Source organism: Alishewanella sp. d11, assembly GCF_049390205.1.
Classification (GTDB): Bacteria; Pseudomonadota; Gammaproteobacteria; order Enterobacterales; family Alteromonadaceae; genus Alishewanella.
This window is the reverse complement of sequence record NZ_CP186547.1, coordinates 2,592,345-2,614,684: the sequence shown is the minus strand read 5'-3', so window position 1 is coordinate 2,614,684 and position 22,340 is coordinate 2,592,345. Positions and strand designations below refer to the sequence as shown.

Sequence of the window (22,340 nt, the reverse complement as noted above, 5' to 3'; positions counted from 1 at the left end):
GATAAGACTAAGTGGCTTTTTTATACTAGCGCTATAGATTCACTTATCTGGCAAGCAGCTCTGCCGACAACCGCACAAAGTCGGATGACGTTAAAATACCAATCAATTTGTTTTCTGCAGTAAGCACAGGCAAACAACCATGCCTATTTTTCACAAAAAACGCTGCGACTTCCGCCAGCGATTGCTCAGCCGTTACCGTAGCAAAATCAGTTAACATTAAATCCGCGACTAGCTGTTGCTTTTCTTTCCGCTCTAACGCCGTTGCACCATATTTTGCCAATAACCCTATAACAGCGGCCATCATGACTTTTTGCGTTAGCATACCTACTAACATGCCTTGCTCGTCAATAACCGGTATATGACGAATATTTTTTTCACGCATTAAATCATGCGCATCTTTTAAGGTGGCGGCACGGTGCAGCGAGAGTGGATCGGCGGTCATTAAATCTTCAACCGTGTTCATCGTCATAGCTTATCCTTAGTCATGGTTATTTTAAATTTTGCACTATTGCCTGAATATAATTTAAGCAGGACTACTGTTAAGACTAGTTATAACCAAAAAGCGCAAAGATTGCGCGAAGCTGGATCAATTTTTTAATTAAAAACAAAATTGAACCTTGCTCATTTTTTGAATCGGATTCATAATGTGTTTTTTAGAAAATGCATCCCTGATCTTATGACAGTCACTGAACGTAAAGAGCGCCAACGTGTTTTAAGAGAACAGCTTTTTTTGGATAAAGCTGCCGAATTAATCGCTAAGGAAGGTATTTTGCAATTACAAATGGCACCTTTAGCTAAAGCTTGCGATTACGCAACCGGCACCTTGTACCAACACTTTAGTTCCAAAGAAGACTTATTGGTGGCGCTGGCTGGCCGTAATAGCTGTCATCAGTTACGTTTTTTTCAAGGCATTGTGGCGCTTGAAATTACTAGTAGGGAAAAAATGCTCGCACTGAGCGTTGCCGCAAAAATGAACCAACAACATTACCCCAGTCACGCAAGGTTAGAGCAATATGCCTTTACCGAAGCCGTTTGGCAAAATGCCTCCGCGGCTCGTCGACAAGCCATCTTAGCTAACTGCAAACCCCTTGCCGATTTAGTCAGTGGGATTGTGCAGCAAGCCATAAATGATAACGAGTTACCCAAACAAAACTGTGATGCCTTTAGCTTATCTGTTGCGCCTTGGGCATTGTGTATTGGTAGTCAAGCGCTTGAACAAACAGAAGGCTTTTTAGAAGCCTTTGGCGGCAATAAAGACCCCTTATTACGTTACCGTCATCTGCATATGTTATTGAATGGTATGCAATGGCAACCGTTGATGGATTTAAATAATGAAGCGTTAATCGCTTCACAGATAAAACAATTAGAAAGTTTGCTGGAGCCTTGGTTTCAGCATTGTCATGCAGAGTAAGACATCAAATCATTTAGTTATCAATCATATTTTGGGTTAGCCCCTCTCAAGGAGAAATCATGTTTAAGCGTATGCTGATTATGCTTATCGTCGTTGTGTTGTTGTTTGGCGGCATCTTTGGTTACAAAGCCGTTGGCAATTACTTTATGAATCAATTTTTCGATACTATGCCAATGCCCCCTGCCGCCATCACTGCTTCAAAAGTAAGCCAAGATGATTGGCAACCTTACCTTAATGCGGTAGGCAGTTTTGCGGCTGTCAATAGCACTGACCTTACTACTGAAGCCAGCGGCATCATCAGCAATATCCTATTTGAAAATGGCGCAGCCATTAAAAAAGGACAATTACTGGTACAACTGGATGACAGTGTTGATCAAGCGGAGCTTGCTAGATTACTGGCTGCTGAGCGGTTAGCTAAACTAGAACAAAATCGTTTAGAACGTTTATTTCGAGACAAAGGCGTGTCTGAACTAGAATTACGTCGTCGTGAAAGCGAAGCGGCTCAAGCCACTGCCGCCGTTGCCTCACAACAAGCCCGTATTGCACAAAAATCACTGTTTGCTCCCTTTGACGGTATTGCTGGAATTCGCCAAGTCAGTTTAGGGCAGCTACTGACTGGAGGCACCACAGTAGTCAGCTTGCAATCGCTAGACCCGATTTATTTAAATTTCAGCCTGCCTGAACAACAACTCACGCTGATCGAATTGGGCAAACCACTTACTATTCAAGTGGATGCCTTTGGTGAGCAGCGCTTTACTGGCGCAATCACAGCGATTGCCCCTGCGATCAGGGAGAGCAGCCGCAGCATTGAGATACAAGCGACTTTTGCCAATCCACAACTGCAATTACGTCCAGGCATGTTTGCCCGAGTACAGCTAAATAGTGGAAATAGCACGCCAGTCACCCTAATTCCGCAAACTGCGGTGCAGTTTAATCCTTATGGTAATTCGGTTTTTGTCATTATCGAACAAGAAGGACAACTCAAAGCCCAACAACGTTTTATTACCACCGGCGAAGCACGTGGTGATCTGATTCAGGTGACGGCAGGTCTTACCGTCGGTGAGCAAGTAGCGACGTCAGGCTTATTAAAATTACGCAATGGCGCTACCGTAAATATCGTTGAAAATGGTACAGCGCAACCCAGTGCCGATTTAAACCCAACGCCAGCTAACCAGTAAGGATCAAGCCATGCGTTTTACAGATATTTTTATTCGCAAGCCGATCCTTGCCAGTGTGGTCAGCTTGCTCATTTTGCTGCTTGGCCTGCGCGCTATCAGCGAAATGAATGTCAGACAGTTTCCAGAAATTAAAAATGCAGTTGTTACCGTCACTACCGTTTATGTTGGTGCGGATGCTGACTTAATTCAGGGGTTTATCACCACGCCTTTAGAACGTGAAATTGCAGCGGCCGAAGGGATAGATTATTTAGTCTCCTCGTCTATGGCTGGGGTCAGTACCATTCAGGCTTACTTGCGTCTTGATTACGAGCCGAATGAGGCTCTGACGCAGATTGCCGCTCAAGTGAATAAAATTCGCTCGGATTTACCTGAGAATGCTCGGGATCCAGTTGTCTCATTACGGATGGGCCAAAATGTTGCCGCGATGTATTTGTCCTTTTACTCAGAAATTCTGGGGAATAACCAAATTACCGACTACCTGGTGCGGGTAGTAGAACCGCAACTGGCTACTATTCCTGGGGTACAACGCGCAGAGATTTTAGGCGCCCGTACTTTTGCGATGCGAATTTGGCTAGATCCCGCCAAAATGGCCGCTTACAACCTGACGGGCTCCGATGTCAGCACGGCTCTTCGAGGGAACAACGTCCTCGCGGCGTTAGGCAGTACCAAAGGCCAAATGGTTACGGTAGATTTAAATGCCGCAACCGATCTGAAAAGCGTAGAGGAATTTAAAGCCTTAGTGATCAGCGCCGATGGCCAAAGTATTGTTCGCCTTGGCGATATTGCCGAGGTTGAGCTGGGCGCTGAAAGCTATGATAATTCAGTGAGTTTTAATGGCTTAGCGGCAACCTTTATGGGCATCGAAATTTCGCCTGATGCCAATGCCTTAGATGTTATTGCTGAAGTCCGTAAAGTCTGGCAGCGCGATATTCTGCCACAACTTCCACAAGGGTTAGACGCCGACATTCCTTATGACTCTACCGAGTATATTGAAAGTGCCATTGACGAAGTGGTGATCTCTATCGTTCTGGCATTAGTGATCGTCGTTTTGGTGATTTATGCTTTTTTAGGCTCGGTGCGCAGTGTCATTATTCCTGCTGTCGCTATCCCAGTCTCGTTAGTCGGCACCTTCTTCCTGATGTGGATTTTGGGATTTTCGATAAACTTACTGACCTTACTGGCTATGGTATTGGCCATCGGTATCGTCGTAGATGATGCCATCATTATGCTGGAGAATGTGCATCGGTTTATTGAAGAAGGCTACTCGCGGCTGGACGCGGCTATTATGGGCGCACGGCAGCTGGCTTGGCCAATTATTACCATGTCAACCACACTGGTGGCGGTATTTTTACCTATCGGCTTTGTCGGGGGCTTAACTGGGGTGCTGTTTGTCGAGTTTGCCTTTACCTTGGCGGCCTCTGTTATTCTTTCTGGTATTGTAGCCTTAACCTTATCACCGGTAATGTGTGCTTATATCTTAAAGCCACATCAAGCTGATGGTAAGAAGGAAAACTCCTTAGAAGCTTGGCTAGATGCGCGTTTTGAAAGATTGCGTAGCGGCTACCAACGGCAGCTCCACAGCACCTTAAATACTATGCCGGTGGTGCTCACTTTCGCGGCGATTATTTTAGTCTCCTGCTATTTCCTGTTTGTCACCAGCCCATCAGAGCTCGAGCCTGCTGAAGATCAAGGTTTTGTGTTCTCGATTTTAGAGGCGGATAGCTTTGCGTCACTGGATTATCTGGAGCGGAATACTGCAGAACTTAACAAACTGCCGGCACAAGCGCCCGAAATCCGTAATGTGTTTATTATTAACGGTATGGGGAGCACCAACTCCGCCATTGCGGGCTTTGTTTTAGCACCTTGGGATCAGCGCGAACGCACCACAGCAGAAGTGCTGGAGCAAAATATTCAACCGCATCTCTCCGGTATTCCTGGGCTCAACAGCTTTGCTTTAGTGCCGCCTTCTTTACCGTCGCCGGGTGATGGCACACCGATCGAATTTATGATTGGCTCTACCCTGCCCTTTGCAGCGTTAAACGAAGTGGTACAAGAAGTGTTAGGACGTGCTATGGCTTCGGGTCGCTTTATTTTCGTTGATAGTGATTTGAAAATTAACAAACCACGGCAAACGGTGCAGATTGATCGGGAAAAAGCGGCATTAATGGGCGTTTCTATGCAGCAAATTGCCGCAGATTTGGGTAGCTTATTATCGGGTGCCGATGCTGGACGTTTTGCTTTAGATAATCGATCTTACCGTGTGATCCCGCAAGTGGAACGTGCTGAACGGTTAAATCCAGCGCAACTAAAAGATTACTACACCCGTAATCAACAAGGTGAACTTATCCCGCTTTCTACGCTCGTCACCTTAACCGAGTCAGTACAACCTCAGGCTTTACGCGGTTTCCAGCAGCTTAATGCCGTAAAAATTTCTGGCGTGCCACGTCCAGGCGTACCACTCGGCGAAGCCTTAGCGGTATTAGACCAGATTGCGGCGGAGGTGTTACCTGCGGGCTTTAGCGTCGATTATGCCGGGCAATCGCGCCAATATAAACAAGAAGGCCAGCAGTTGGTAGTTACCTTCTTCTTTGCGCTGATCGTGATTTTCCTCGTACTGGCTGCACAGTTTGAGTCGTATAAAAACGCTATTATCATTATGGTAACGGTACCGATGAGTGTCTGTGGCGCCCTAATTTTTACCAGTTTAGGCGTGACCACCATCAATATTTATACACAAGTAGGTTTATTAACCTTAGTTGGCTTAATTGCGAAACACGGTATTTTAATTGTGGAGTTTGCGAATCAGTTACAACAAGAAGGTAAAACGAAGCGTGATGCGATAGAAGAAGCCACCGCTTTACGCTTAAGACCTATCCTGATGACAACTGCAGCAACCGTATTAGCGGTGATCCCGCTGCTGATTGCCAGCGGCGCCGGTGCCGCCTCGCGCTTTGCCATGGGCGTGGTAATTGCCAGTGGTATGACGATTGGAACCTTCTTTACACTCTATGTGGTGCCTGCCATGTATTTATTACTGGCTAGGGATTATCAGCAAGATCCTGAAGCGGCAACTGCAGCTTCCAGTATCGACTAAACCGTTTAAGCTCAAAGCAAGGCAGTGCCAGCAGGTTGGCACTGCCTTTTTCTTTTTTATTAGCTGGCAGCAGCGGGTTTTTTCTGGGTGGATAAGGTGCTGCCAAGCGACGCGGCCATTACCAATAAGATGGCGAGCCACTGAGTAAACGTTAACAGCTCACTTAATAATATAAACCCTGCTAAGGCAGCGATAGCCGGCTCTAAACTCATTAATACACTAAAACTTTGCGCCGATAAATTTTTTAACGCCACCATCTCTAGGCTGTAGGGTAAAGCACTAGACAACGCCGCTACCGCAATGGCCAAGGGAATCACCTCAAAACTAAGCAAGGCACTACCCGCATTAAAGACACCAATCGGCACTAAAAAGCAGGCGGCGACCGTCATACCCAAGGCAACCGTAGTGCCACCCGAAGCCAGATTGCCGGCACGTTGACCGAATAAAATATACCCTGCCCAACAGGCGCCAGCCGCTAGCGCGAACAGCACACCGATAGGATCGAGCGCATCCACGCTTCGCATATCGGGTAGTAACAATAAAATACCGCCCAGCGCCAAAGCGACCCAGAGTAAATCTAAGCGCCGGCGCGAGGAGAAAAGCGCTACGGCTAGAGGCCCAGTAAACTCCAGCGCAACACCAATTCCCAAAGGAATACGGGCAATAGCGAGATAAAATAATAAATTCATGCCGCCCAAACACAGACCATAGACGATAACGGCTCGCCAGTTACGGCCTTTGGGTAAATGCCGCCAAGGCCGAAAGACTAACCATAACATCAAAGCCGAGAACCCTACGCGCAAGGCTGTCGTCCCCTCAGGCCCAATCACCGGAAATAATTGTTTGGCGATGGAGGCTCCCGATTGAATGGTCACCATCGCTAATAACACGCTGGCAATCGCCAACAAGAGTACTTTGTGTTGTTGCAAGAAACGTCTCCATTGCTAGGCTGCAGCTTCCTCTCCAGCAGCTAACCAGTCTTAGGCCTATTGTAAGGCAAAGCGCTCTTGCCATGATGTTTTTGTTTAGCCATTTGCCAAAATAGTGCAGTTGAACCCTAAAACCCAACAATACGCACCTTAAGGTAGCAAATCACTGCAATATGGACATACATAACTGGAGCATACTACTGCTCTGTGGGCAGCGCTCTCATAAAAAATTCATAGCCTTTTTAGCTATTTGTCATAATTTAAACGCATTGTTAATAACAGCCGTGTAGCTGGCATAATTTCTGCAGATTTTTTGCAGATAATGACGTTTTACATATCCCTATTTGTAGCAAGGATCGTCAATTGAACACGTTGCTCAGGGCGTTGGGCAGGCAAGATCGAGGTGATTTATGGAAACACTTTCCCGCCGCAACCATCCATTACGGGATGTGTTAGATAAAGAATTGCAGCAACGTACTTTTCCAGCAATCGCTGCGCCCTGCCGTCTATGTCACTTTATGTTGACCGTGGCCCCTGCTTCAAGAGCACTGGAGTTCCAATTAATGCAGCAGCTGGCGCTGCAACTGGGCAGTCAGCTTGCAGAAAATGCGCAGGATTTAACACTCCCTCTTTATGGGCAGTGGTTGCGCTGGGAGCGACACGGCGAATTTTCAAGTTACACCTTTATCAGGCCTGGGGTAGCGCAGCCGTGGTTTGATGATCCCTTGGATTTTTTACCCGCCCGCGATTGGTTTAATGAGCTACCCGGACAAATTTTTCGCATTGTGCAACTGACTGTCATTGCGGATCAACCCAGCTTGCTAGAACAAGACATTGCCGTACTTTTTAATGCCGAGCATTGTATCAGTAGTCAACTTGCTGCTGGCAAGGCTCGAATTTGGACCGATTTTCAAAAACATGCGGAAGGTGCTGGTCGCATGTTACTGGTTAATATGGGGCTGTCTGCCGGTTCACTTGGCCGATTAGCACAACAGTTGTTTGATCTTGGTAATTATCGCAAATTATCATTATTAGGCTGGCCTATTTCCAGACAAAGCTTATCGAAACTGAATCAGTTGGAGCAAGATCTCGCACACTTAACACATCGGATTGAGCAAGAATCGGCAAATGATGAGCAATTACTAAGTGAAATCATGCAGTTAGCTGCAGCTACCGAGCGCCTTATTGCAGAAAATAATTCGCGCTTACAAGCCACTGCTGCTTACTATCAACTCACCTTAGATCGGCTCAAAGCACTGGATGAAATCGCCATTGATGATATGTTGTCTTTACAAGACTTTACCGCAAGGCGACTCACTCCGGCTTTTCGTACCAGTGAATCCGTGCAACTGAGGCAAAACACCCTCTCTGGCAGACTGGGCCGCTCGACCGAGCTGTTACGCACCAGAATCAATCTGAAATTAGAGCAACAGAATCAGCAACTGTTGCTCTCGATGGAGCAGAAAGCTAAGCTACAATTGAAATTACAACAAATGGTCGAAGGTTTTTCCTTTGTGGCAATTAGTTATTATGCCGTCCAGCTTGGTGAAAAATTTCTAAAAGCCTTAAACTACTGGTATCCTGCGTTTAACCTAGATTTATGGCTAAGCTTAAGTGTGCCGGCAATAGTGCTAATTGTGGCGATACTGTTAAGTTGGCTAAGTAAACGATTAAAAGAGAAAGAGCATAGCTAAGGATGGCCAGTGTGACCCATCGCATTAAATTCATTCTGTTGCTGGCAGCTAGTGGTGGTTGCTATCAGCACGCAGTCTTCGCCGCCACCTCAACAGATCGTGAGAAAAGCACAGTACCCGTCACCCTCAGTGCTGGCGCAACAGCTAAGCCGCCGCAAGTGAAAGTCTATAAAAGTATCTCCGCAACGGGCGTGGTGCAATTTTCTGATCAACGGCCATTAGCCGCGCCATACGAGTTATTAAGCTACGATTGCTTCGCCTGTGCACCGGCCTCTAAAGTCAATTGGCAAACTACACCCCTCTTTACTGAGCAGTTTACCCAGATCATTAACACGGTTGCACATGAGCAGCAACTTGATAAGGCGCTTATTAGAGCGGTGATTCACGCTGAGTCAGCTTTTAACCCGCAAGCCATTTCCGCCAAAGGTGCTGCAGGCTTAATGCAATTAATGCCTACCACCATGCAGTTATTTGCTGTAGAAAATGCGCATGAGCCAGAGCAAAATATTCGTGCCGGCAGCCAGTACTTGGCGAAGCTCTTAACCGACTTTAATGGTAACTTAACCCTAGCACTGGCCGCCTATAATGCGGGTCCTACTGCTGTCCGCCGCTATAATGGCATCCCGCCTTTCCCTGAAACGCAAGCCTATGTTGAGCGAGTGCACATTCTAAAAGCCCGCTATGCTCAAACTCAAACCCCCTGAGGTTTGGCGGCAGTTTTCGCAAATAAGGCGGCTTTAATAATATCCTTCCACGACACTAAACCCAGTAACCGATTGTGGTTATCCGTGACAATCAGACAGCTGATATTATGCTCCAATAACATGGCGGCTGCCGCTCGCAACGTCAAGGATGATTGCACAGTGATTACTGGAAAGACCATGACCTGTTGTACTTTACGCGTTTTTAAAAACAGACTGATAGCTTGATCACTGGCCGCATCCATCACTGGACTTAACTGTTTAAAGTAATCTTTCACTGAAACAATGCCTACGACTTTATCGGTACTGTCGACGACAGGGATATGCTGAAATCGTGCTTGGCTAAACACTTGCCGTAACGAGGCCAGATTCGCATCCGGCTGTGTCGTTGTTAACTTTGCCCTAGGGGTCATAATTGCCACAAGTGACATACTAGCTCCGCTTAGAATTCTTTATCCATGCCATCTAACGTCACGCCCGATAAGAAACCAGAGCCTTTGACTTCGTTATTCCGAAGCTTAATTTGTAAACGCAGATCATTAGGTGAATCGGCATGATGCAGTGCATCGGCATAACTGATGACATTGCGCTGGTAAAGATCATATAAGGCTTGATCAAAGGTCTGCATGCCCAACTCTCTAGATTTGGTCATAACGCTTTTGATTTCACCAATCTCACCTTTACTGATGAGATCAGCCACTAATGGCGAATTTAATAGCACTTCAATAGCCGCCACCCGACTATTACCGTCTGCCGTTGGAATAAGCTGCTGTGCCACGATCCCGCGTAAATTTAAGGACAAATCAAACAATAACTTGGCGTGCATTTCCTTCGGCACCAAATGCATTATCCGATCTATCGCTTGGTTGGCATTATTGGCGTGTAAGGTGGCTATGCAAAGATGGCCAGTTTCAGCAAAAGACAGAGCATACTCCATGGTATCTTGCGAACGAATTTCACCAATTAAAATAACATCTGGCGCCTGGCGTAAAGAGCTTTTTAAGGCGGCAGCAAAGGATTCCGTATCAATGCCTACTTCTCGTTGCGTAATTAAACTCTTTTCGTGTTCATGCACAAACTCAACCGGATCTTCAATAGTTAAAATATGGCCTTTGGCATTGCGATTACGGTAGCCAATAAGGGCTGCCAAAGAAGTTGACTTACCCGTCCCGGTACCGCCAACAAATAAGACCAAGCCGCGCTTGGACATAATGATTTCTTTAAGAATCGGCGGTAAACCCAGATCATCGACATTTGGAATGGTTGTCACAATACGACGGATCACCATACCCGCCTGATCACGCTGCCAAAACGCAGATACCCGAAAACGACCAGCATCATTACTAATGGCAAAGTTACATTCTTTAGTCGTGTTAAACTCCTGCTGCTGCTTTTCGTTCATGGCAGACAGCACCAAAGCAAGCGAATCGGCATCACTTAAGGCATGGTCATCAATCGGTAGCAGTTCGCCATTAATTTTTGCTGCGACAGGCATACCTGCCGTTACAAATAAATCCGACGCTTTTAACTCAACCATCTTTTTTTGATAATCAATTAATTGCATAACCACCTCTACATCCGACCCATGCCACCGAAAGTATTTTTATCTTGTGCTTTCGCTGCCGCATCCTTTTGGGTAACTCGGCCCCGATTCACCAAATTCAGTAAACACTGATCCATGGTTTGCATACCATGGGCAGCGCCGGTTTGAATCACAGAATACATTTGGGCAATTTTATCTTCGCGGATCAAGTTACGAATTGCCGGAATTCCGACCATAATTTCATGCGCAGCGATACGGCCGCCACCAATTTTCTTTAACAAGGTTTGGGAAATAACTGCTCTGAGCGACTCTGACAACATTGAACGGACCATGGCTTTTTCTTCACCAGGAAACACGTCAATAATCCGGTCAATCGTTTTGGGGGCAGAAGTCGTATGCAGAGTACCGAACACCAGGTGTCCCGTTTCTGCGGCGGTCATGGCTAAACGAATGGTTTCCAAATCACGTAATTCGCCCACCAAAATAACATCAGGATCTTCCCGTAACGCCGAACGCAGTGCATTACTAAAACTATGTGTATCGCGGTGCACTTCACGTTGGTTAATTAGACTAAGCTTGTTGCTATGCACAAATTCAATCGGATCTTCAATCGTCAGAATATGATCAAAGCGGCTACTATTAATATAATCAATCATCGCCGCCAAGGTGGTACTTTTGCCCGAACCGGTTGGTCCGGTAACCAGTACTAAACCCCGGGGATTTTCCGCAATGGTTTTAAATATATCAGGTGCGCCAAGGTCATCTAGCGTAAGGACATCGCTGGGAATGGTCCGAAACACCGCTGCCGCACCGCGGTTTTGGACAAAAGCGTTCACCCTGAATCGGGCTAAATTAGGCACTTCAAAAGAAAAATCTGACTCTAAGCGTTCTTCGTATTCTTTACGTTGCTTGTCGGTCATAATTTCGTATACCAGGGCATGGACTTCTTTGTGCGTTAACGGAGGGATATTTAACTTTCGCACATCGCCGTCGACACGAATCAGCGGGGGTACGCCAGCAGAAAGATGTAAGTCAGAAGCTTTATGTTCCACACTAAAGGCTAATAATTCGGTAATATCCATACTATAGGGTCTCCACGATTACGTATTTATGATGAATAACATAGCAGAACAACTTGCCCTCGCCTATCAGAAGCTGGCGAAAAACTCTGAACAACAAGCTGAGCGCGCAAATCTAGTGCAATTAATCGCGGTAAGCAAAACGAAATCTGACAGCGCTATTGAAGCTGCGTATCATGCGGGTCAGCGCGCTTTTGGTGAAAACTACCCCCAAGAGCTGGCCAGTAAAGCCGCTGCGTTGTCACATTTACCCAACATTGCTTGGCATTTTATTGGACCCATTCAATCGAATAAAACTCGCCTGATCGCTGAACATGCTAACTGGGTGCATAGTATTGACCGCTTAAAAATCGCAGAGCGCTTAAGCGAACAACGGCCAACAACCTTACCTGATTTGCCGATTTTGCTGCAAATCAATATCAGTAATGAAGCGGCAAAATCAGGGATCCATCCTTCTGAAATGTTAACGCTCGCCAAAGCGGTGAGTCAGCTGCCACGCTTACAACTAAAAGGCTTAATGGCCATCCCGGCACCTGGTGATTGGCAGAGGCTGGAGGCAGATTTTGCCGCGATGCAACAGCTCTCAACCGAGCTACAAACACATTATCCGGCAGCCACTGAATTATCGATGGGTATGTCAGAAGATTGGCAACTGGCTCTGCGATATGGTGCAACTATGATAAGATTAGGTACCGCAATTTTTGGCGCAAGGAATTATGACAAAGATGAATGACAACAGGGTAGCCTTTATTGGCGCGGGTAACATGGCACGTTGCGTAATAGCCGCAATGCTTAAAGCCGGTTATCCAAAAGAAAACATCATGGCGGCAAACCGCAGCCAGCCGAAATTAACCGACTTAGCCACTGATTTTGGTATCAAAACCAGTTTAAGTAATACGGAGGCCGCAGATTGGGCAGATGTTATCGTTCTAGCCGTCAAACCGCAAATGATGCAAGAGGTCTGTGCGACGTTACTAGAAACGGCTCCCGAGTGTACTGATAAACTTTTCGTTACCTTAGCTGCGGGGATCTCGGTGCACCGTTATGAGGAATGGTTGGGGCAAATTCGGTTGGTGCGAGCCATGCCTAATACGCCAGCCTTAGTGGGTTTGGGCGTAACAGGACTTTATCCTAGCCGTTGTTCAAACTATGAAAGAGCTTTTGTTGATCATATGTTTAGTGGCACAGGCATGACAGTCTGGTTAACTGAAGAAGGGCAGATTAATCATATCATTGCCGTGACAGGGAGCGCTCCCGCCTACTTTTTTTATTTTATGCAAGCAATGCAACAAAAAGCCGAGCAACTGGGATTTTCCAGTGCAGAAGCCAGTGCCATGGTTGCACAAACAGCGCTTGGTGCCGCTACGATGGCAGTCCAAAGCCCGCAAAGCTTTACCGAATTACGTGCGCAAGTTACCTCAAAAGGTGGCACAACCCATGAAGCCATTTGTAGTTTCGAAGCAGCGGGTTTAGAACCGATGGTAGCTGCTGCAATGCAAGCCGCGATTAATCGCGCCGAAGAAATGGCTAAGAGTATTTAATATTACGCGGAGATTGCTTAATGGAAGCGCTAAACTTTTTAATCCACACTGTTTTTACGCTCTATCTGATGGTGATGTTGTTACGTTTTTGGCTACAACTAGTTAGAGCCGATTTTTATAATCCTTTTAGTCAATTTATTGTTAAAGTTACTAATCCTGTGGTTTTACCCTTGCGTCGGGTATTACCAAGTCTAGGCAAGTTGGATACTGCCACGTTGTTGCTTGCTTACTTAATTGCTACAGCCAAACTTATTGTATTGCAATTCGTCTTTATGCCCTCAGTGCATATTGGCCATAGCTTTATTCTCGGTGGCTTGTTGCTGATGAAAGAGACCCTTAGTCTTATTTTCTGGGTTTTACTTATCAGAGCAATCATGAGCTGGTTTAGCCAAGGCCGCAACCCGATGGAATATGTGTTTCAACAGCTGACGGAACCCTTTCTCGCCCCCATCCGGCGCATCCTACCACCAATGGGTGGCTTAGATTTGTCGGTATTGGTAGCCTTAATTGCCCTGAAATTTATCGAGATTTTATTAGGCGGTTTTTTCCGCGGCTTATAAAAACAATTTATGTATTGAGTGGAGTAACGAGCTATGCGCACACCTATTCAGCAAATGCTATTGACCTTTATTAGCCTAAGTCTATGGTCGCTTGCGAGTTTATTGCTCGCTAGCCATGCCTATGCCGAGCAAAAACAACAACTAGGCGACTGGGATGTGCATTATATTGCCTTTAATTCAACCTTTTTAACGCCACAAGTAGCGAAAGCGACGAACCTAAGCCGCAATAAAAATAATGCCATCATTAATATCTCCGTGTTAGAGAGTCAAACCCAGCAAGCACAAGCGGTGCAAATTGGCGGTATAGCCCGCAACTTACTGGGCCAACAACGCGACTTAGTCTTTCGGGAAGTGAAAGACGGCGATGCGATTTATTACATTGCGGTCATGCCATTTCGTAATGAAGAGCAGTTTCGTTTTAGCTTAGATATTCGCCAAGGCAATAAGCGCCAGCAACTGAACTTTGAACAAAAACTCTACACCGAGTAAGGTCTACCCCATGCAAAAAATTGTACTGGCCACGGGTAATAAAGGGAAAGTGGCTGAGCTTTCGGCCATGTTAAGCCCCTTTGCGCTCTCCATCATCCCGCAGACTGAGCTCGGGGTAAGCGATGCCGCCGAAACCGGTCTCACCTTTGTTGAAAATGCCATTATTAAAGCCAGACATGCGGCCCAGCTTACTGGCTTACCCGCCATTGCGGATGATTCAGGTCTAGCGGTTAGCGCCTTAGGCGGCGCCCCAGGGATTTATTCAGCACGTTATGCTGGTGAGCCAAGTGATGACGCCGCCAATATTAGCAAGCTACTCGATGCGCTAGCCGAGACGCCAGCTGAGCAGCGCCAAGCAGCATTTCACTGTGTCTTGGTTTATTTGAGACATGCTGCCGATCCCACGCCACTAATCTGTCACGGCAGTTGGCACGGAGCAATAGCCTTAACTCGCAGCGGTGAAGGCGGCTTTGGTTATGATCCGGTGTTTTATTTACCCGCACTGGGCAAAACAGCTGCCGCACTTAGCGCTGCTGAAAAGCAGCAACTTAGCCACAGAGGTAAAGCCTTGAGACAATTGCTAGAGCAACTTCGCCTACAGCAGCAAGAGGAAACGCGCGCTTGAGCCTGCAATTACCGCCGTTATCACTGTATATTCATATCCCTTGGTGTATTCAAAAATGCCCCTACTGTGATTTTAATTCTCATGCCGTAAAACAAGGCATTCCAGAGCAAGAATATATCGCGCATTTACTGGCCGATTTACGCCAAGATTTACCCTTAGTATTGGGCAGACAGCTTGAAACAATTTTTATTGGTGGTGGTACCCCGAGTGTCTTCAGTGCTGCTGGGATCAAACAGATTTTAGACGGTGTAAAAAACGAGCTGGCTGTCAGCGCAGATTTAGAAGTCACGATGGAAGCCAATCCTGGTACTTTTGAAGCCGAACGCTTTACTGGCTATGTAGCCGCTGGGGTTACCCGTTTCTCACTCGGGGTGCAAACCTTTCAAGCTGCGCAATTAAGTGCTTTGGGGCGGATCCATAATGCTGCTGAAGCAAAAACTGCAGCACAGTTAGCCGCGACGTTACCGCTTCACAGCTTTAATTTAGATTTGATGCATGGCCTACCTGGACAAACGGTTGATGATGCCCTCGCTGATTTAGCCACTGCCATAGCCTTAAATCCGCCGCATTTGTCTTGGTATCAACTCACCATTGAGCCCAATACCGCTTTTGCTTCCCGCCCACCCGTGTTACCAGAAGACGATATGTTATGGGATATACAGCAAGCAGGACTGGCCGTTCTAGCCGCGGCAGGCTATCAACAGTATGAAACCTCTGCCTACAGTAAAGCGGGTCACCAATGTCGGCATAACCTTAATTATTGGCGCTACGGTGATTATTTAGGTATAGGCTGTGGTGCCCATGGCAAAATTACTCTACCGTCACGCAATAGCATTTTACGTACGGTGAAGATTAAACATCCTAAAGGCTATATGGATCTGAGTCGCGGTTATCTGGATGAAAAGCAACAAGTTGCCGCAGAGGATCGTCCTTTCGAGTTTTTTATGAACCGCTTTCGCTTGCTTGAACCTTGTCCTATTAACGATTTTGGCGCTTTTACTGGCTTACCCCTTAGCAGCATTACTGAGCCTATTGAAGAGGCGTTAGCCAAAGCATTATTGACACAACAAGCGACTAGTTGGCAAGTTACCCCGAAAGGGGCTCGTTATTTAAATGATTTATTAACGCTGTTTATTTAATTACTTAGCCGCGACTTAAAGGATAGAATAATAAAGCAGAGTATTTTGTTTAAGGATAGGCAAAGTTTGCCCATCGTGAATAACATCAGATTGCAATACAAACTATGCTCTGCTTCGGGATGTTTAAAAGAATAAAAATACTGCGACAAATGACTTTAAACTTTTTTATAGCAATAGCTTTTTTTGCTGTTATTTAAAGATATGTTAGGGTGAAATATATTGCGATTACTCACAAGGATGCCCTATGGTTGATAACCAACATCTTGATTTAGAAGAAATCGTCCGAGACAGCTTTGACGAAGATGAATTTAATCAATTGTTAACACGCTTGACGGAACTCGAGCCGGCGGAATTAGCGCTGGCACTTGAGTCTATGCCGCTAGAACAACGACTTAACTGTTGGCTTGGTTTAGCCCCAGAAGATCAAATCGAAGCACTTACCCATATGCGGGTCGATGCTAGGGAAAATATCTTCAAACAATTAGACGATTTGCAGTTAAAAACCTTGGTTGAAGAAATGGATGTCGATGCCCTTCTTGAACTTTTAGAGGAGTTGCCGCAGCGTTTATATGATTATGCTTGCTCGCGGCTTGACGCCAGCCAGCGTCGCTGGCTAGAAATGGCGTTAACCTATGATGAAGACCAGTGTGGTCGTTACGCTGATCATGATCTGTTGATCCTGAATAAAAATGCTAAAGTACGAGATGCTATTCGGTTGTTTCAAAATGTGCCCGCCGATGCAGAATATCAAGACACCTTATTCGTGATTGATCGAACCGGCCGTTATGCCGGCCAAATTCAGGCCAGCAGCCTACTGGGACGGGCGAGTCATTTGCCCATAGAAGGTTTTATTGATGAAGAATCTCCCGTAGTTGAGGGCCAACTTGACTTAGACCAAGGCTCTGAAATCGTGGCACGCTCAGGCTACACTGCGTTGGCGGTGGTGGATGCCGACGGTAAATTATTAGGTCGACTGTCTATCGGCGAGGCATTGGAAAATGTCCGTCGCAGTCTTGAAAGCCAGTTTATGCACACCGCAGGCTTAGATGAAGAAGAAGACTTATTTGCGCCTATTTTTATTAGTGCAAAGCGCCGAGCCATCTGGTTAGGCATTAATTTATTAACTGCTTTCTTAGCGGCTTGGACTATTGGGTTATTTGAAGCAACCTTACAACAAGTTGTTGCCCTTGCCGTCTTAATGCCTATTGTGGCCAGTATGGGGGGCATTGCAGGTAGCCAAACCCTCACCTTGATGATCCGAGGTTTAGCACTCGAGCAGATCACTGAGCAAACTTATATGACCTTGTTACGCAAGGAAATCGGGGTTGGCGCCATTAATGGTGTGCTATGGTCCATAGTGATTGCGGTGATCACCTATTTCTGGTTTGGCGACTGGCTGATTGGTGGCATTATCGGTCTAGCGATTGTGATCAATATCATTGTTGCCGCGATCTCTGGCGTGTATATACCGCGATGGTTAGATAAGATGAACATAGATCCCGCGCTCTCTGGCTCCGTGATCTTAACAACAGTAACCGATGTGGTAGGTTTTTTTACGTTTTTAGGGCTCGGCTCACTATTTTTACTGGCATAATACCAATATTACCGGTGGAGTGAACGTGATTAAGCTCCACCATTTCCCGTGTGTTGTCTATAGTAAACGCGCTATAGGCAGGAGTCTTTATGAAAATAGCGATATTGTCACGCAACGCTGAACTCTATTCTACTAAACGCCTTGTTGAAGCGGCGGTATTAGCCGGTCACGAAGTAAGCGTTATCGATCCCCTGATGTGTTATATGAACATCAATCGCATCAATTCATCGATTCATTACAAAGGTGAAGTACTAGAAGGGTTTGACGCGGTGATCCCTCGTATTGGTGCATCTATTACTTTCTACGGCACGGCAGTACTGCGCCAGTTTGAAATGATGGGCGTGTACTCGCTAAATGAGTCAGTGGCGATTGGCCGCGCGCGCGATAAACTTCGTTCCTTACAATTGTTAGCGCGTCAAGGCATAGGCTTACCCGTCACCGGTTTTGCTGACAAGCCTGGCGATATTCCTGATTTAATTGAGATGGTTGGCGGTGCTCCGCTGGTGATAAAACTGTTGGAAGGCACCCAAGGCATTGGCGTGGTCTTAGCCGAAACCCGTACTGCAGCCGAAAGCGTGATTGATGCTTTTATGGGGCTAAATGCCCATATTCTGGTGCAAGAATATATTCGGGAAGCCAATGGGGCTGATATCCGTTGTTTTGTGGTAGGAGGGAAAGTTATCGCCGCCATGAAGCGCCAAGCCAAAGCAGGCGAGTTTCGATCAAATCTGCATCGTGGTGGTACTGCTAGCAAAATTAGCTTAACGCCGGACGAGAGAAGTACAGCTATTGCTGCGGCAAAAACCATGGGGCTTGCGGTTGCTGGAGTCGATCTATTGCGTTCAAATCATGGTCCTGTCGTAATGGAAGTGAACAGTACGCCTGGATTAGAAGGTATTGAAGGCGCTACCGGCAAAAATGTCGCAGGTCAGATCATTGCACACCTTGAAAAACAAGTCGCAAGTTTTAAAAGTAAACGTCAGATCAAAACAAAAGGAACCGGCTAATGACTCGGCTTATCACGCAGCAGCGCGCACCTTTTCAACTTGGCGCGAGTCAAATTCTTGCAGGCAGCCGCGCTGTAGTGGATATTCCTTTTGGCAAACTCTATACCCACACGGAATTAAATATCGGTGCTCATGTGGTGCATGGGCGCCAGAATGGCCCGGTGTTACTGATCACCGCAGCGTTACATGGTGATGAAATCAACGGCGTGGAAATTTGTCGTCGTTTATTAAAAGTGCCTCGACTAAATCGCTTGCGTGGTACTTTAATTGTAGTTCCTATTGTTAATACCTATGGTTTTGTGCAGCAATCCCGATACTTACCCGATCGCCGCGATCTAAACCGTAGCTTCCCAGGGAGTGAAAAAGGCTCGCTGGGTAGCCGTATGGCTTATCAATTTACCAATAGCATTCTGACCAAGTGTACACATGCCATAGATTTGCACACTGGCGCTATTCATCGCGCTAATTTGCCGCAAGTACGGGCGAGCGCGAAAGATAAAGTCGCTTTGCGTATGGCAGAAATATTTAATGCACCTATTATCATTAAAGCCGCCAGCCGCGAAGGAACAATGCGTGGTACGGCCAACAACTTAGGTATCCCCATTTTACTGTACGAAGCCGGTGAAGCGCTGCGTTTTGATGAGCAAGCAATAAAAATTGGCGTGCGCGGCATAGTCAATGTGATGCAAGATCTAGGCATGTTGACACATGCGAAGAAAGGCGTAAAAACCCAATCGTTATTCTCTAAGAAAAGTAGCTGGGTTCGGGCAGAGCATGACGGTATTGCGCGCTACTATGTAAGCCTCGGACAAACTGTACAGCAAGGCGATCTGTTAGCACACATTTACTCTCCCTACTCCGATTTTGAAGTTGCCATTACCGCGACCTTAGCCGGGGTTGTGATTGGTCGTAACAACCTGCCTTTAGTCAATGAAGGAGAAGCATTATTTCATATTGCTGAAGTGAGTTCGTTAGAAGAAGCGGAGAAAACCTTGGATGCAATTAGTGATGAAGTTGATAACGCTATGCCATTATCTCTAACAGACGAATATGGTGTAGTTTGAATCTCTGATTGGAAACATCACTAACAAGACTGGCGTTTATTCCGGTTTATCTACCACAACATCAATTTCAGCTAAACGCGCAATTCGTTGTTGTAGCTTAGTTTCTATGTGATCTAGCTCACGCATGCGCTGGCAAAATAAGGCCGATTTTGCTTCTAACTCAACAATTTTTTCATCCATACCCAAGGTGATTTTTTCCATCAACTGATTAACCGATTGCCAATCTTGGGTTTCTGGACGCTCAAAATTACTATCCGATTGTCGCAAAGCATCACGTAAAGCGCCCCATACCGCGCCAACAGTATGCCGAGCCAAGGTATTGACTTGTGGCTTAAGCTCACGATTAAGAAAGTTATCTAATTCATCCAGACTTTGCGGCGCTAAATAAAAATGATCACCTGTTCGCACAAAGCGTGACAAAAATTGAAAGGTAGTTTCGCGGATCAAGGCTCGCCATTCAGCTTGTTGCGACTTATTGCCGACACCAACTAACATAGCTTCAATACTCGATAAGCCAACCTCTACACCATCAACGGCTAAACTAACGATTTCGGGGACAAATTTACGTAAGCCTTCGGCATAAAGTTGCAATAAACGCTGATCTTCGTCGTCCAACTCATGCCAATCGCCCATAATAAAAAGTTGCTGATCATGATTAATTTGCACATAAGTGCGATTGTTTTGCATAACTCGGATATGCTCAGGTGAAATGAGCACGCCATAACGGAACGCCATATTACAATCAGCCTGAGCAGGCAAACTAACTAAAAATAATAGCAAAGCAACATACAAAGGCACAGCAGCCATCCGACAAGAAAACCCAGTTAATAGCATAGAAAAAAACATCAATAAAGGCACGTCCTGTTACCGCAGCTTGCCTCCTGCTGGTCGCATCAACGCACTTAGCGCATTAAAGAGGCGAAATAGCAGGATGCCCTTCCAGCACTTTAATTGAAGAAGGACCATATTCACGACGACTGCGCACAGACTCGTTGGCAAAATGTACCTCAACTGCGGAGAAGAGTTGTTGTGTGACTTTGACTTCTAAGGTTTGTAAAATTTGTTGCCGTTGTGCCTCTAGCTCACGCAGCTCTTCCAATAACTTCATACCTAGCTGCCGCTGCGCAATAAACTCTTGCTCAAACATCACTAATTGCGGATCGGCTTGACCAGCAAGTAACTTTTTCTGACTATCAATCTGTTCCTTTAACTCGTCCATCAAAGCTTTTGCTTCTGTGACTTGAGCTCGTAACAATAATTGTTGTTCGATAATGGGGTTAAGTTGTCGATTTAATTTAACCACGACAACACCATTAGAAGGAGAACCTAATTGCCCACAACTCAAATTTTGTGCCAGTTGAAAATACCCACCGACAACCTTACCGTTAATCTTATCTTCAGTTCCAACCAAAACACTATGGGCATCAACAGCGCAATGCATTAAATACTTAGTTGCATAAATATTTCCTTTGCACTCAAGCTCCGTATACTGGGCCATATTGCAAAAAATATCTCCCTGCGCTTTGATTCTGGTACTGTATTCCTGCTCTTCCCCTGCGGCAAGTTGATGACCAATAATGGAGCCACCAATAGTAATATCCCCACCGGCTTCAATTAAGGAGCCTTCTACAACCCCTTTAATAAACACATTGCCGCCAGCGATGACTTTCATTCCGGCAATAACATTACCCGTGACCACCACTGAACCTTTAAACACAATATGACCAGAGGTAAGATCCACTTGGCTCACTGTAAATACTTCGTCAACGGTAGCGCCATTTTCGATGGCGCGCGGCAAACCATCCTGAATAGCAATTAATAAGTTCTCGTCATTAACCGCAAAACCGACCCCCGAACCGAGTTGCCATTCAATGCTCGCCCCCGGCGAAGGTTCTGTTCTTTCACCCGTCACCGTAAAGCCGGGCTCGCCTAGCGTTGGCGCTAAGCGCCGCATTAATACATCCCCTGCTGATACGGCAGGAATAGCACCAAAATCTCTTAAATCAGCTTTTGCCTCAGAATCCACTAAAGGCTGTTTACGACGCGCAACCATTTCAGGTAGTAAAGGTTCAAAATGAGAGGACTTACCATGCTGAACCTCTCGGCCAAAAGCGATATCTGCTTTCAAACGTGTACCGGGTTCTGCACGACTTGCTTCCTGCACCAGACGCACAATATTGTCTTTACTAAAACCAAAAACAATTCCTATATCCTGTGCGGCTTTTACTAAAGCATTGGCTGATATAGGGTTACCTCCCCAAGCGGCTGTAATAAAAGCGACCGCTTTCATTTTATCTTCAGCGATTTCAAAACTAAGCAGTGCAGCGCGTTTTTGAGCGATGGGGTAAGATAAATCTTTACTGTTAGCAGCTAACGTCATAGCAGTGACTTTTTGTTGCAGCTGCTGATATTCTGCTAAGAGATTATCAAGTTGTGCTTGTAAAATAAGATAGCGGCCGAAGCCAGCATCACGTAGCGCTAATTGAATTTGCTCTGCGGTTATCGCGTCTGCCGACACCGACACTGTTATGGTTATTGTTTCGTCGATTTCAGTAAATTGCATATAGAGTTATACCCACTACATCACGTAAAAAAGGGCTAAATAGATGACTACTGAACCAAAAAAACCAAACAAAGGCAAGCCCTGAATAGTTTCAGGGCAAAAAAAGTAAAATTATAGTAAGTAAGTCGC

At 46.0% G+C, this 22,340-nt stretch carries 21 protein-coding genes; 14 read left to right on the top strand and 7 right to left on the bottom strand.

The genetic code is table 11. The annotated features are described in order from the left end of the window. Positions 1–43: 43 nt before the first annotated feature. A complete protein-coding gene (locus ACO1PK_RS11980) occupies positions 44–469 on the bottom strand; it encodes an HPP family protein (protein ID WP_423185851.1) in 426 nt (141 codons plus the stop codon). Between the two features lie 207 nt (positions 470–676). On the opposite strand from ACO1PK_RS11980, the gene ACO1PK_RS11975 reads away from it, so the two are divergent. The 3 genes from ACO1PK_RS11975 to ACO1PK_RS11965 are packed head-to-tail and all read left to right on the top strand — an operon-like array spanning position 677 to position 5,683. Then, positions 677–1,411, top strand: a complete 735-nt coding sequence (locus tag ACO1PK_RS11975; RefSeq protein ID WP_423185850.1) for a helix-turn-helix domain-containing protein — start codon at positions 677–679, stop codon at positions 1,409–1,411. Positions 1,412–1,470: 59 nt separating this feature from the next. Then, positions 1,471–2,589, top strand: a complete 1,119-nt coding sequence (locus tag ACO1PK_RS11970) for an efflux RND transporter periplasmic adaptor subunit (RefSeq protein WP_423185849.1) — start codon at positions 1,471–1,473, stop codon at positions 2,587–2,589. 10 nt (positions 2,590–2,599) lie between these two features. Further along, on the top strand, positions 2,600–5,683 hold the full coding sequence (locus tag ACO1PK_RS11965) for an efflux RND transporter permease subunit (protein ID WP_423185848.1): 3,084 nt from the start codon (positions 2,600–2,602) through the stop codon (positions 5,681–5,683). 59 nt (positions 5,684–5,742) lie between these two features. Here ACO1PK_RS11965 and ACO1PK_RS11960 read toward each other — a convergent pair whose 3' ends face one another. Further along, a complete protein-coding gene (locus ACO1PK_RS11960; RefSeq protein WP_423185847.1) occupies positions 5,743–6,612 on the bottom strand; it encodes an EamA family transporter in 870 nt (289 codons plus the stop codon). Positions 6,613–7,022: 410 nt separating this feature from the next. Here ACO1PK_RS11960 and ACO1PK_RS11955 point away from each other — a divergent pair, with 410 nt between their 5' ends. Together ACO1PK_RS11955 and ACO1PK_RS11950 are read left to right on the top strand one after the other, a co-directional pair. After that, positions 7,023–8,306 carry a DUF3422 family protein gene (locus ACO1PK_RS11955; RefSeq protein ID WP_423185846.1) on the top strand — a complete coding sequence of 428 codons (1,284 nt, stop codon included), beginning with the start codon at positions 7,023–7,025 and terminating at the stop codon, positions 8,304–8,306. 11 nt (positions 8,307–8,317) lie between these two features. Beyond that, entirely contained in the window at positions 8,318–9,010 is a 693-nt protein-coding gene (locus ACO1PK_RS11950; protein ID WP_423185845.1) for a lytic transglycosylase domain-containing protein, read from the top strand. Here the strand turns inward: ACO1PK_RS11950 and ACO1PK_RS11945 are convergent. Genes ACO1PK_RS11945 through ACO1PK_RS11935 form a run of 3 tightly spaced genes read right to left on the bottom strand, consistent with a single transcriptional unit; the run spans position 8,998 to position 11,632 of the window. Next, positions 8,998–9,438, bottom strand: coding sequence for a CBS domain-containing protein (locus tag ACO1PK_RS11945; RefSeq protein WP_423185844.1), 441 nt, complete (start codon positions 9,436–9,438; stop codon positions 8,998–9,000). The genes ACO1PK_RS11950 and ACO1PK_RS11945 overlap by 13 nt on opposite strands. 11 nt (positions 9,439–9,449) lie before the next feature. Then, a complete protein-coding gene (locus ACO1PK_RS11940; protein WP_423185843.1) occupies positions 9,450–10,571 on the bottom strand; it encodes a PilT/PilU family type 4a pilus ATPase in 1,122 nt (373 codons plus the stop codon). An 8-nt stretch (positions 10,572–10,579) separates the two neighbouring features. Then, entirely contained in the window at positions 10,580–11,632 is a 1,053-nt protein-coding gene (locus ACO1PK_RS11935) for a type IV pilus twitching motility protein PilT (protein WP_423185842.1), read from the bottom strand. Positions 11,633–11,663: 31 nt separating this feature from the next. Here ACO1PK_RS11935 and ACO1PK_RS11930 point away from each other — a divergent pair, with 31 nt between their 5' ends. The 9 genes from ACO1PK_RS11930 to ACO1PK_RS11890 all read left to right on the top strand — a co-directional run bounded on the left by ACO1PK_RS11930 (position 11,664) and on the right by ACO1PK_RS11890 (position 19,648). After that, positions 11,664–12,362, top strand: coding sequence for a YggS family pyridoxal phosphate-dependent enzyme (locus ACO1PK_RS11930; protein ID WP_423188212.1), 699 nt, complete (start codon positions 11,664–11,666; stop codon positions 12,360–12,362). Then, positions 12,355–13,170 (top strand): pyrroline-5-carboxylate reductase, encoded by an 816-nt coding sequence (gene proC, locus ACO1PK_RS11925; protein ID WP_423185841.1) that lies wholly within the window; start codon positions 12,355–12,357, stop codon positions 13,168–13,170. Before ACO1PK_RS11930 ends, proC begins: the two co-directional genes overlap by 8 nt. A 20-nt stretch (positions 13,171–13,190) precedes the next feature. Next, on the top strand, positions 13,191–13,730 hold the full coding sequence (locus ACO1PK_RS11920; protein WP_423185840.1) for a YggT family protein: 540 nt from the start codon (positions 13,191–13,193) through the stop codon (positions 13,728–13,730). Between the two features lie 33 nt (positions 13,731–13,763). Then, positions 13,764–14,219, top strand: a complete 456-nt coding sequence (locus tag ACO1PK_RS11915; protein ID WP_423185839.1) for a DUF4426 domain-containing protein — start codon at positions 13,764–13,766, stop codon at positions 14,217–14,219. 10 nt (positions 14,220–14,229) lie between these two features. After that, complete coding sequence (gene rdgB, locus ACO1PK_RS11910) at positions 14,230–14,844, top strand: RdgB/HAM1 family non-canonical purine NTP pyrophosphatase (RefSeq protein WP_423185838.1); 615 nt, start codon at positions 14,230–14,232, stop codon at positions 14,842–14,844. Beyond that, positions 14,841–15,983 (top strand): radical SAM family heme chaperone HemW, encoded by a 1,143-nt coding sequence (hemW, locus tag ACO1PK_RS11905; protein ID WP_423185837.1) that lies wholly within the window; start codon positions 14,841–14,843, stop codon positions 15,981–15,983. Before rdgB ends, hemW begins: the two co-directional genes overlap by 4 nt. Positions 15,984–16,227: 244 nt before the next feature. Further along, positions 16,228–17,577, top strand: coding sequence for a magnesium transporter (mgtE, locus tag ACO1PK_RS11900; RefSeq protein WP_423185836.1), 1,350 nt, complete (start codon positions 16,228–16,230; stop codon positions 17,575–17,577). An 89-nt stretch (positions 17,578–17,666) separates the two neighbouring features. Next, positions 17,667–18,584: a 30S ribosomal protein S6--L-glutamate ligase gene (rimK, locus tag ACO1PK_RS11895; protein WP_423185835.1), complete on the top strand. Its 918-nt coding sequence runs from the start codon at positions 17,667–17,669 to the stop codon at positions 18,582–18,584. An 11-nt stretch (positions 18,585–18,595) separates the two neighbouring features. Next, the gene (locus ACO1PK_RS11890) at positions 18,596–19,648 is read left to right on the top strand and encodes a succinylglutamate desuccinylase/aspartoacylase family protein (RefSeq protein WP_423188211.1); all 1,053 of its coding nucleotides are present in this window, start codon (positions 18,596–18,598) and stop codon (positions 19,646–19,648) included. 36 nt (positions 19,649–19,684) lie between these two features. Here ACO1PK_RS11890 and ACO1PK_RS11885 read toward each other — a convergent pair whose 3' ends face one another. Together ACO1PK_RS11885 and ACO1PK_RS11880 are read right to left on the bottom strand one after the other, a co-directional pair. Continuing rightward, positions 19,685–20,494: a DUF2884 family protein gene (locus ACO1PK_RS11885; RefSeq protein ID WP_423188210.1), complete on the bottom strand. Its 810-nt coding sequence runs from the start codon at positions 20,492–20,494 to the stop codon at positions 19,685–19,687. A 64-nt stretch (positions 20,495–20,558) separates the two neighbouring features. Then, the gene (locus tag ACO1PK_RS11880) at positions 20,559–22,211 is read right to left on the bottom strand and encodes a DUF342 domain-containing protein (RefSeq protein ID WP_423185834.1); all 1,653 of its coding nucleotides are present in this window, start codon (positions 22,209–22,211) and stop codon (positions 20,559–20,561) included. Positions 22,212–22,340: the final 129 nt, after the last annotated feature.

Coding starts and splice junctions, on each gene's coding strand:
- ACO1PK_RS11980 (WP_423185851.1), bottom strand. CDS start 469: ATGACGATGAACACGGTTGAAGATTTAATGACCGCCGATCCACTCTCG.
- ACO1PK_RS11975 (WP_423185850.1), top strand. CDS start 677: ATGACAGTCACTGAACGTAAAGAGCGCCAACGTGTTTTAAGAGAACAG.
- ACO1PK_RS11970 (WP_423185849.1), top strand. CDS start 1,471: ATGTTTAAGCGTATGCTGATTATGCTTATCGTCGTTGTGTTGTTGTTT.
- ACO1PK_RS11965 (WP_423185848.1), top strand. CDS start 2,600: ATGCGTTTTACAGATATTTTTATTCGCAAGCCGATCCTTGCCAGTGTG.
- ACO1PK_RS11955 (WP_423185846.1), top strand. CDS start 7,023: ATGGAAACACTTTCCCGCCGCAACCATCCATTACGGGATGTGTTAGAT.
- ACO1PK_RS11945 (WP_423185844.1), bottom strand. CDS start 9,438: ATGTCACTTGTGGCAATTATGACCCCTAGGGCAAAGTTAACAACGACA.
- ACO1PK_RS11940 (WP_423185843.1), bottom strand. CDS start 10,571: ATGCAATTAATTGATTATCAAAAAAAGATGGTTGAGTTAAAAGCGTCG.
- ACO1PK_RS11935 (WP_423185842.1), bottom strand. CDS start 11,632: ATGGATATTACCGAATTATTAGCCTTTAGTGTGGAACATAAAGCTTCT.
- ACO1PK_RS11930 (WP_423188212.1), top strand. CDS start 11,664: ATGAATAACATAGCAGAACAACTTGCCCTCGCCTATCAGAAGCTGGCG.
- proC (WP_423185841.1), top strand. CDS start 12,355: ATGAATGACAACAGGGTAGCCTTTATTGGCGCGGGTAACATGGCACGT.
- ACO1PK_RS11920 (WP_423185840.1), top strand. CDS start 13,191: ATGGAAGCGCTAAACTTTTTAATCCACACTGTTTTTACGCTCTATCTG.
- ACO1PK_RS11915 (WP_423185839.1), top strand. CDS start 13,764: ATGCGCACACCTATTCAGCAAATGCTATTGACCTTTATTAGCCTAAGT.
- rdgB (WP_423185838.1), top strand. CDS start 14,230: ATGCAAAAAATTGTACTGGCCACGGGTAATAAAGGGAAAGTGGCTGAG.
- mgtE (WP_423185836.1), top strand. CDS start 16,228: ATGGTTGATAACCAACATCTTGATTTAGAAGAAATCGTCCGAGACAGC.
- rimK (WP_423185835.1), top strand. CDS start 17,667: ATGAAAATAGCGATATTGTCACGCAACGCTGAACTCTATTCTACTAAA.
- ACO1PK_RS11885 (WP_423188210.1), bottom strand. CDS start 20,494: ATGTTTTTTTCTATGCTATTAACTGGGTTTTCTTGTCGGATGGCTGCT.
- ACO1PK_RS11880 (WP_423185834.1), bottom strand. CDS start 22,211: ATGCAATTTACTGAAATCGACGAAACAATAACCATAACAGTGTCGGTG.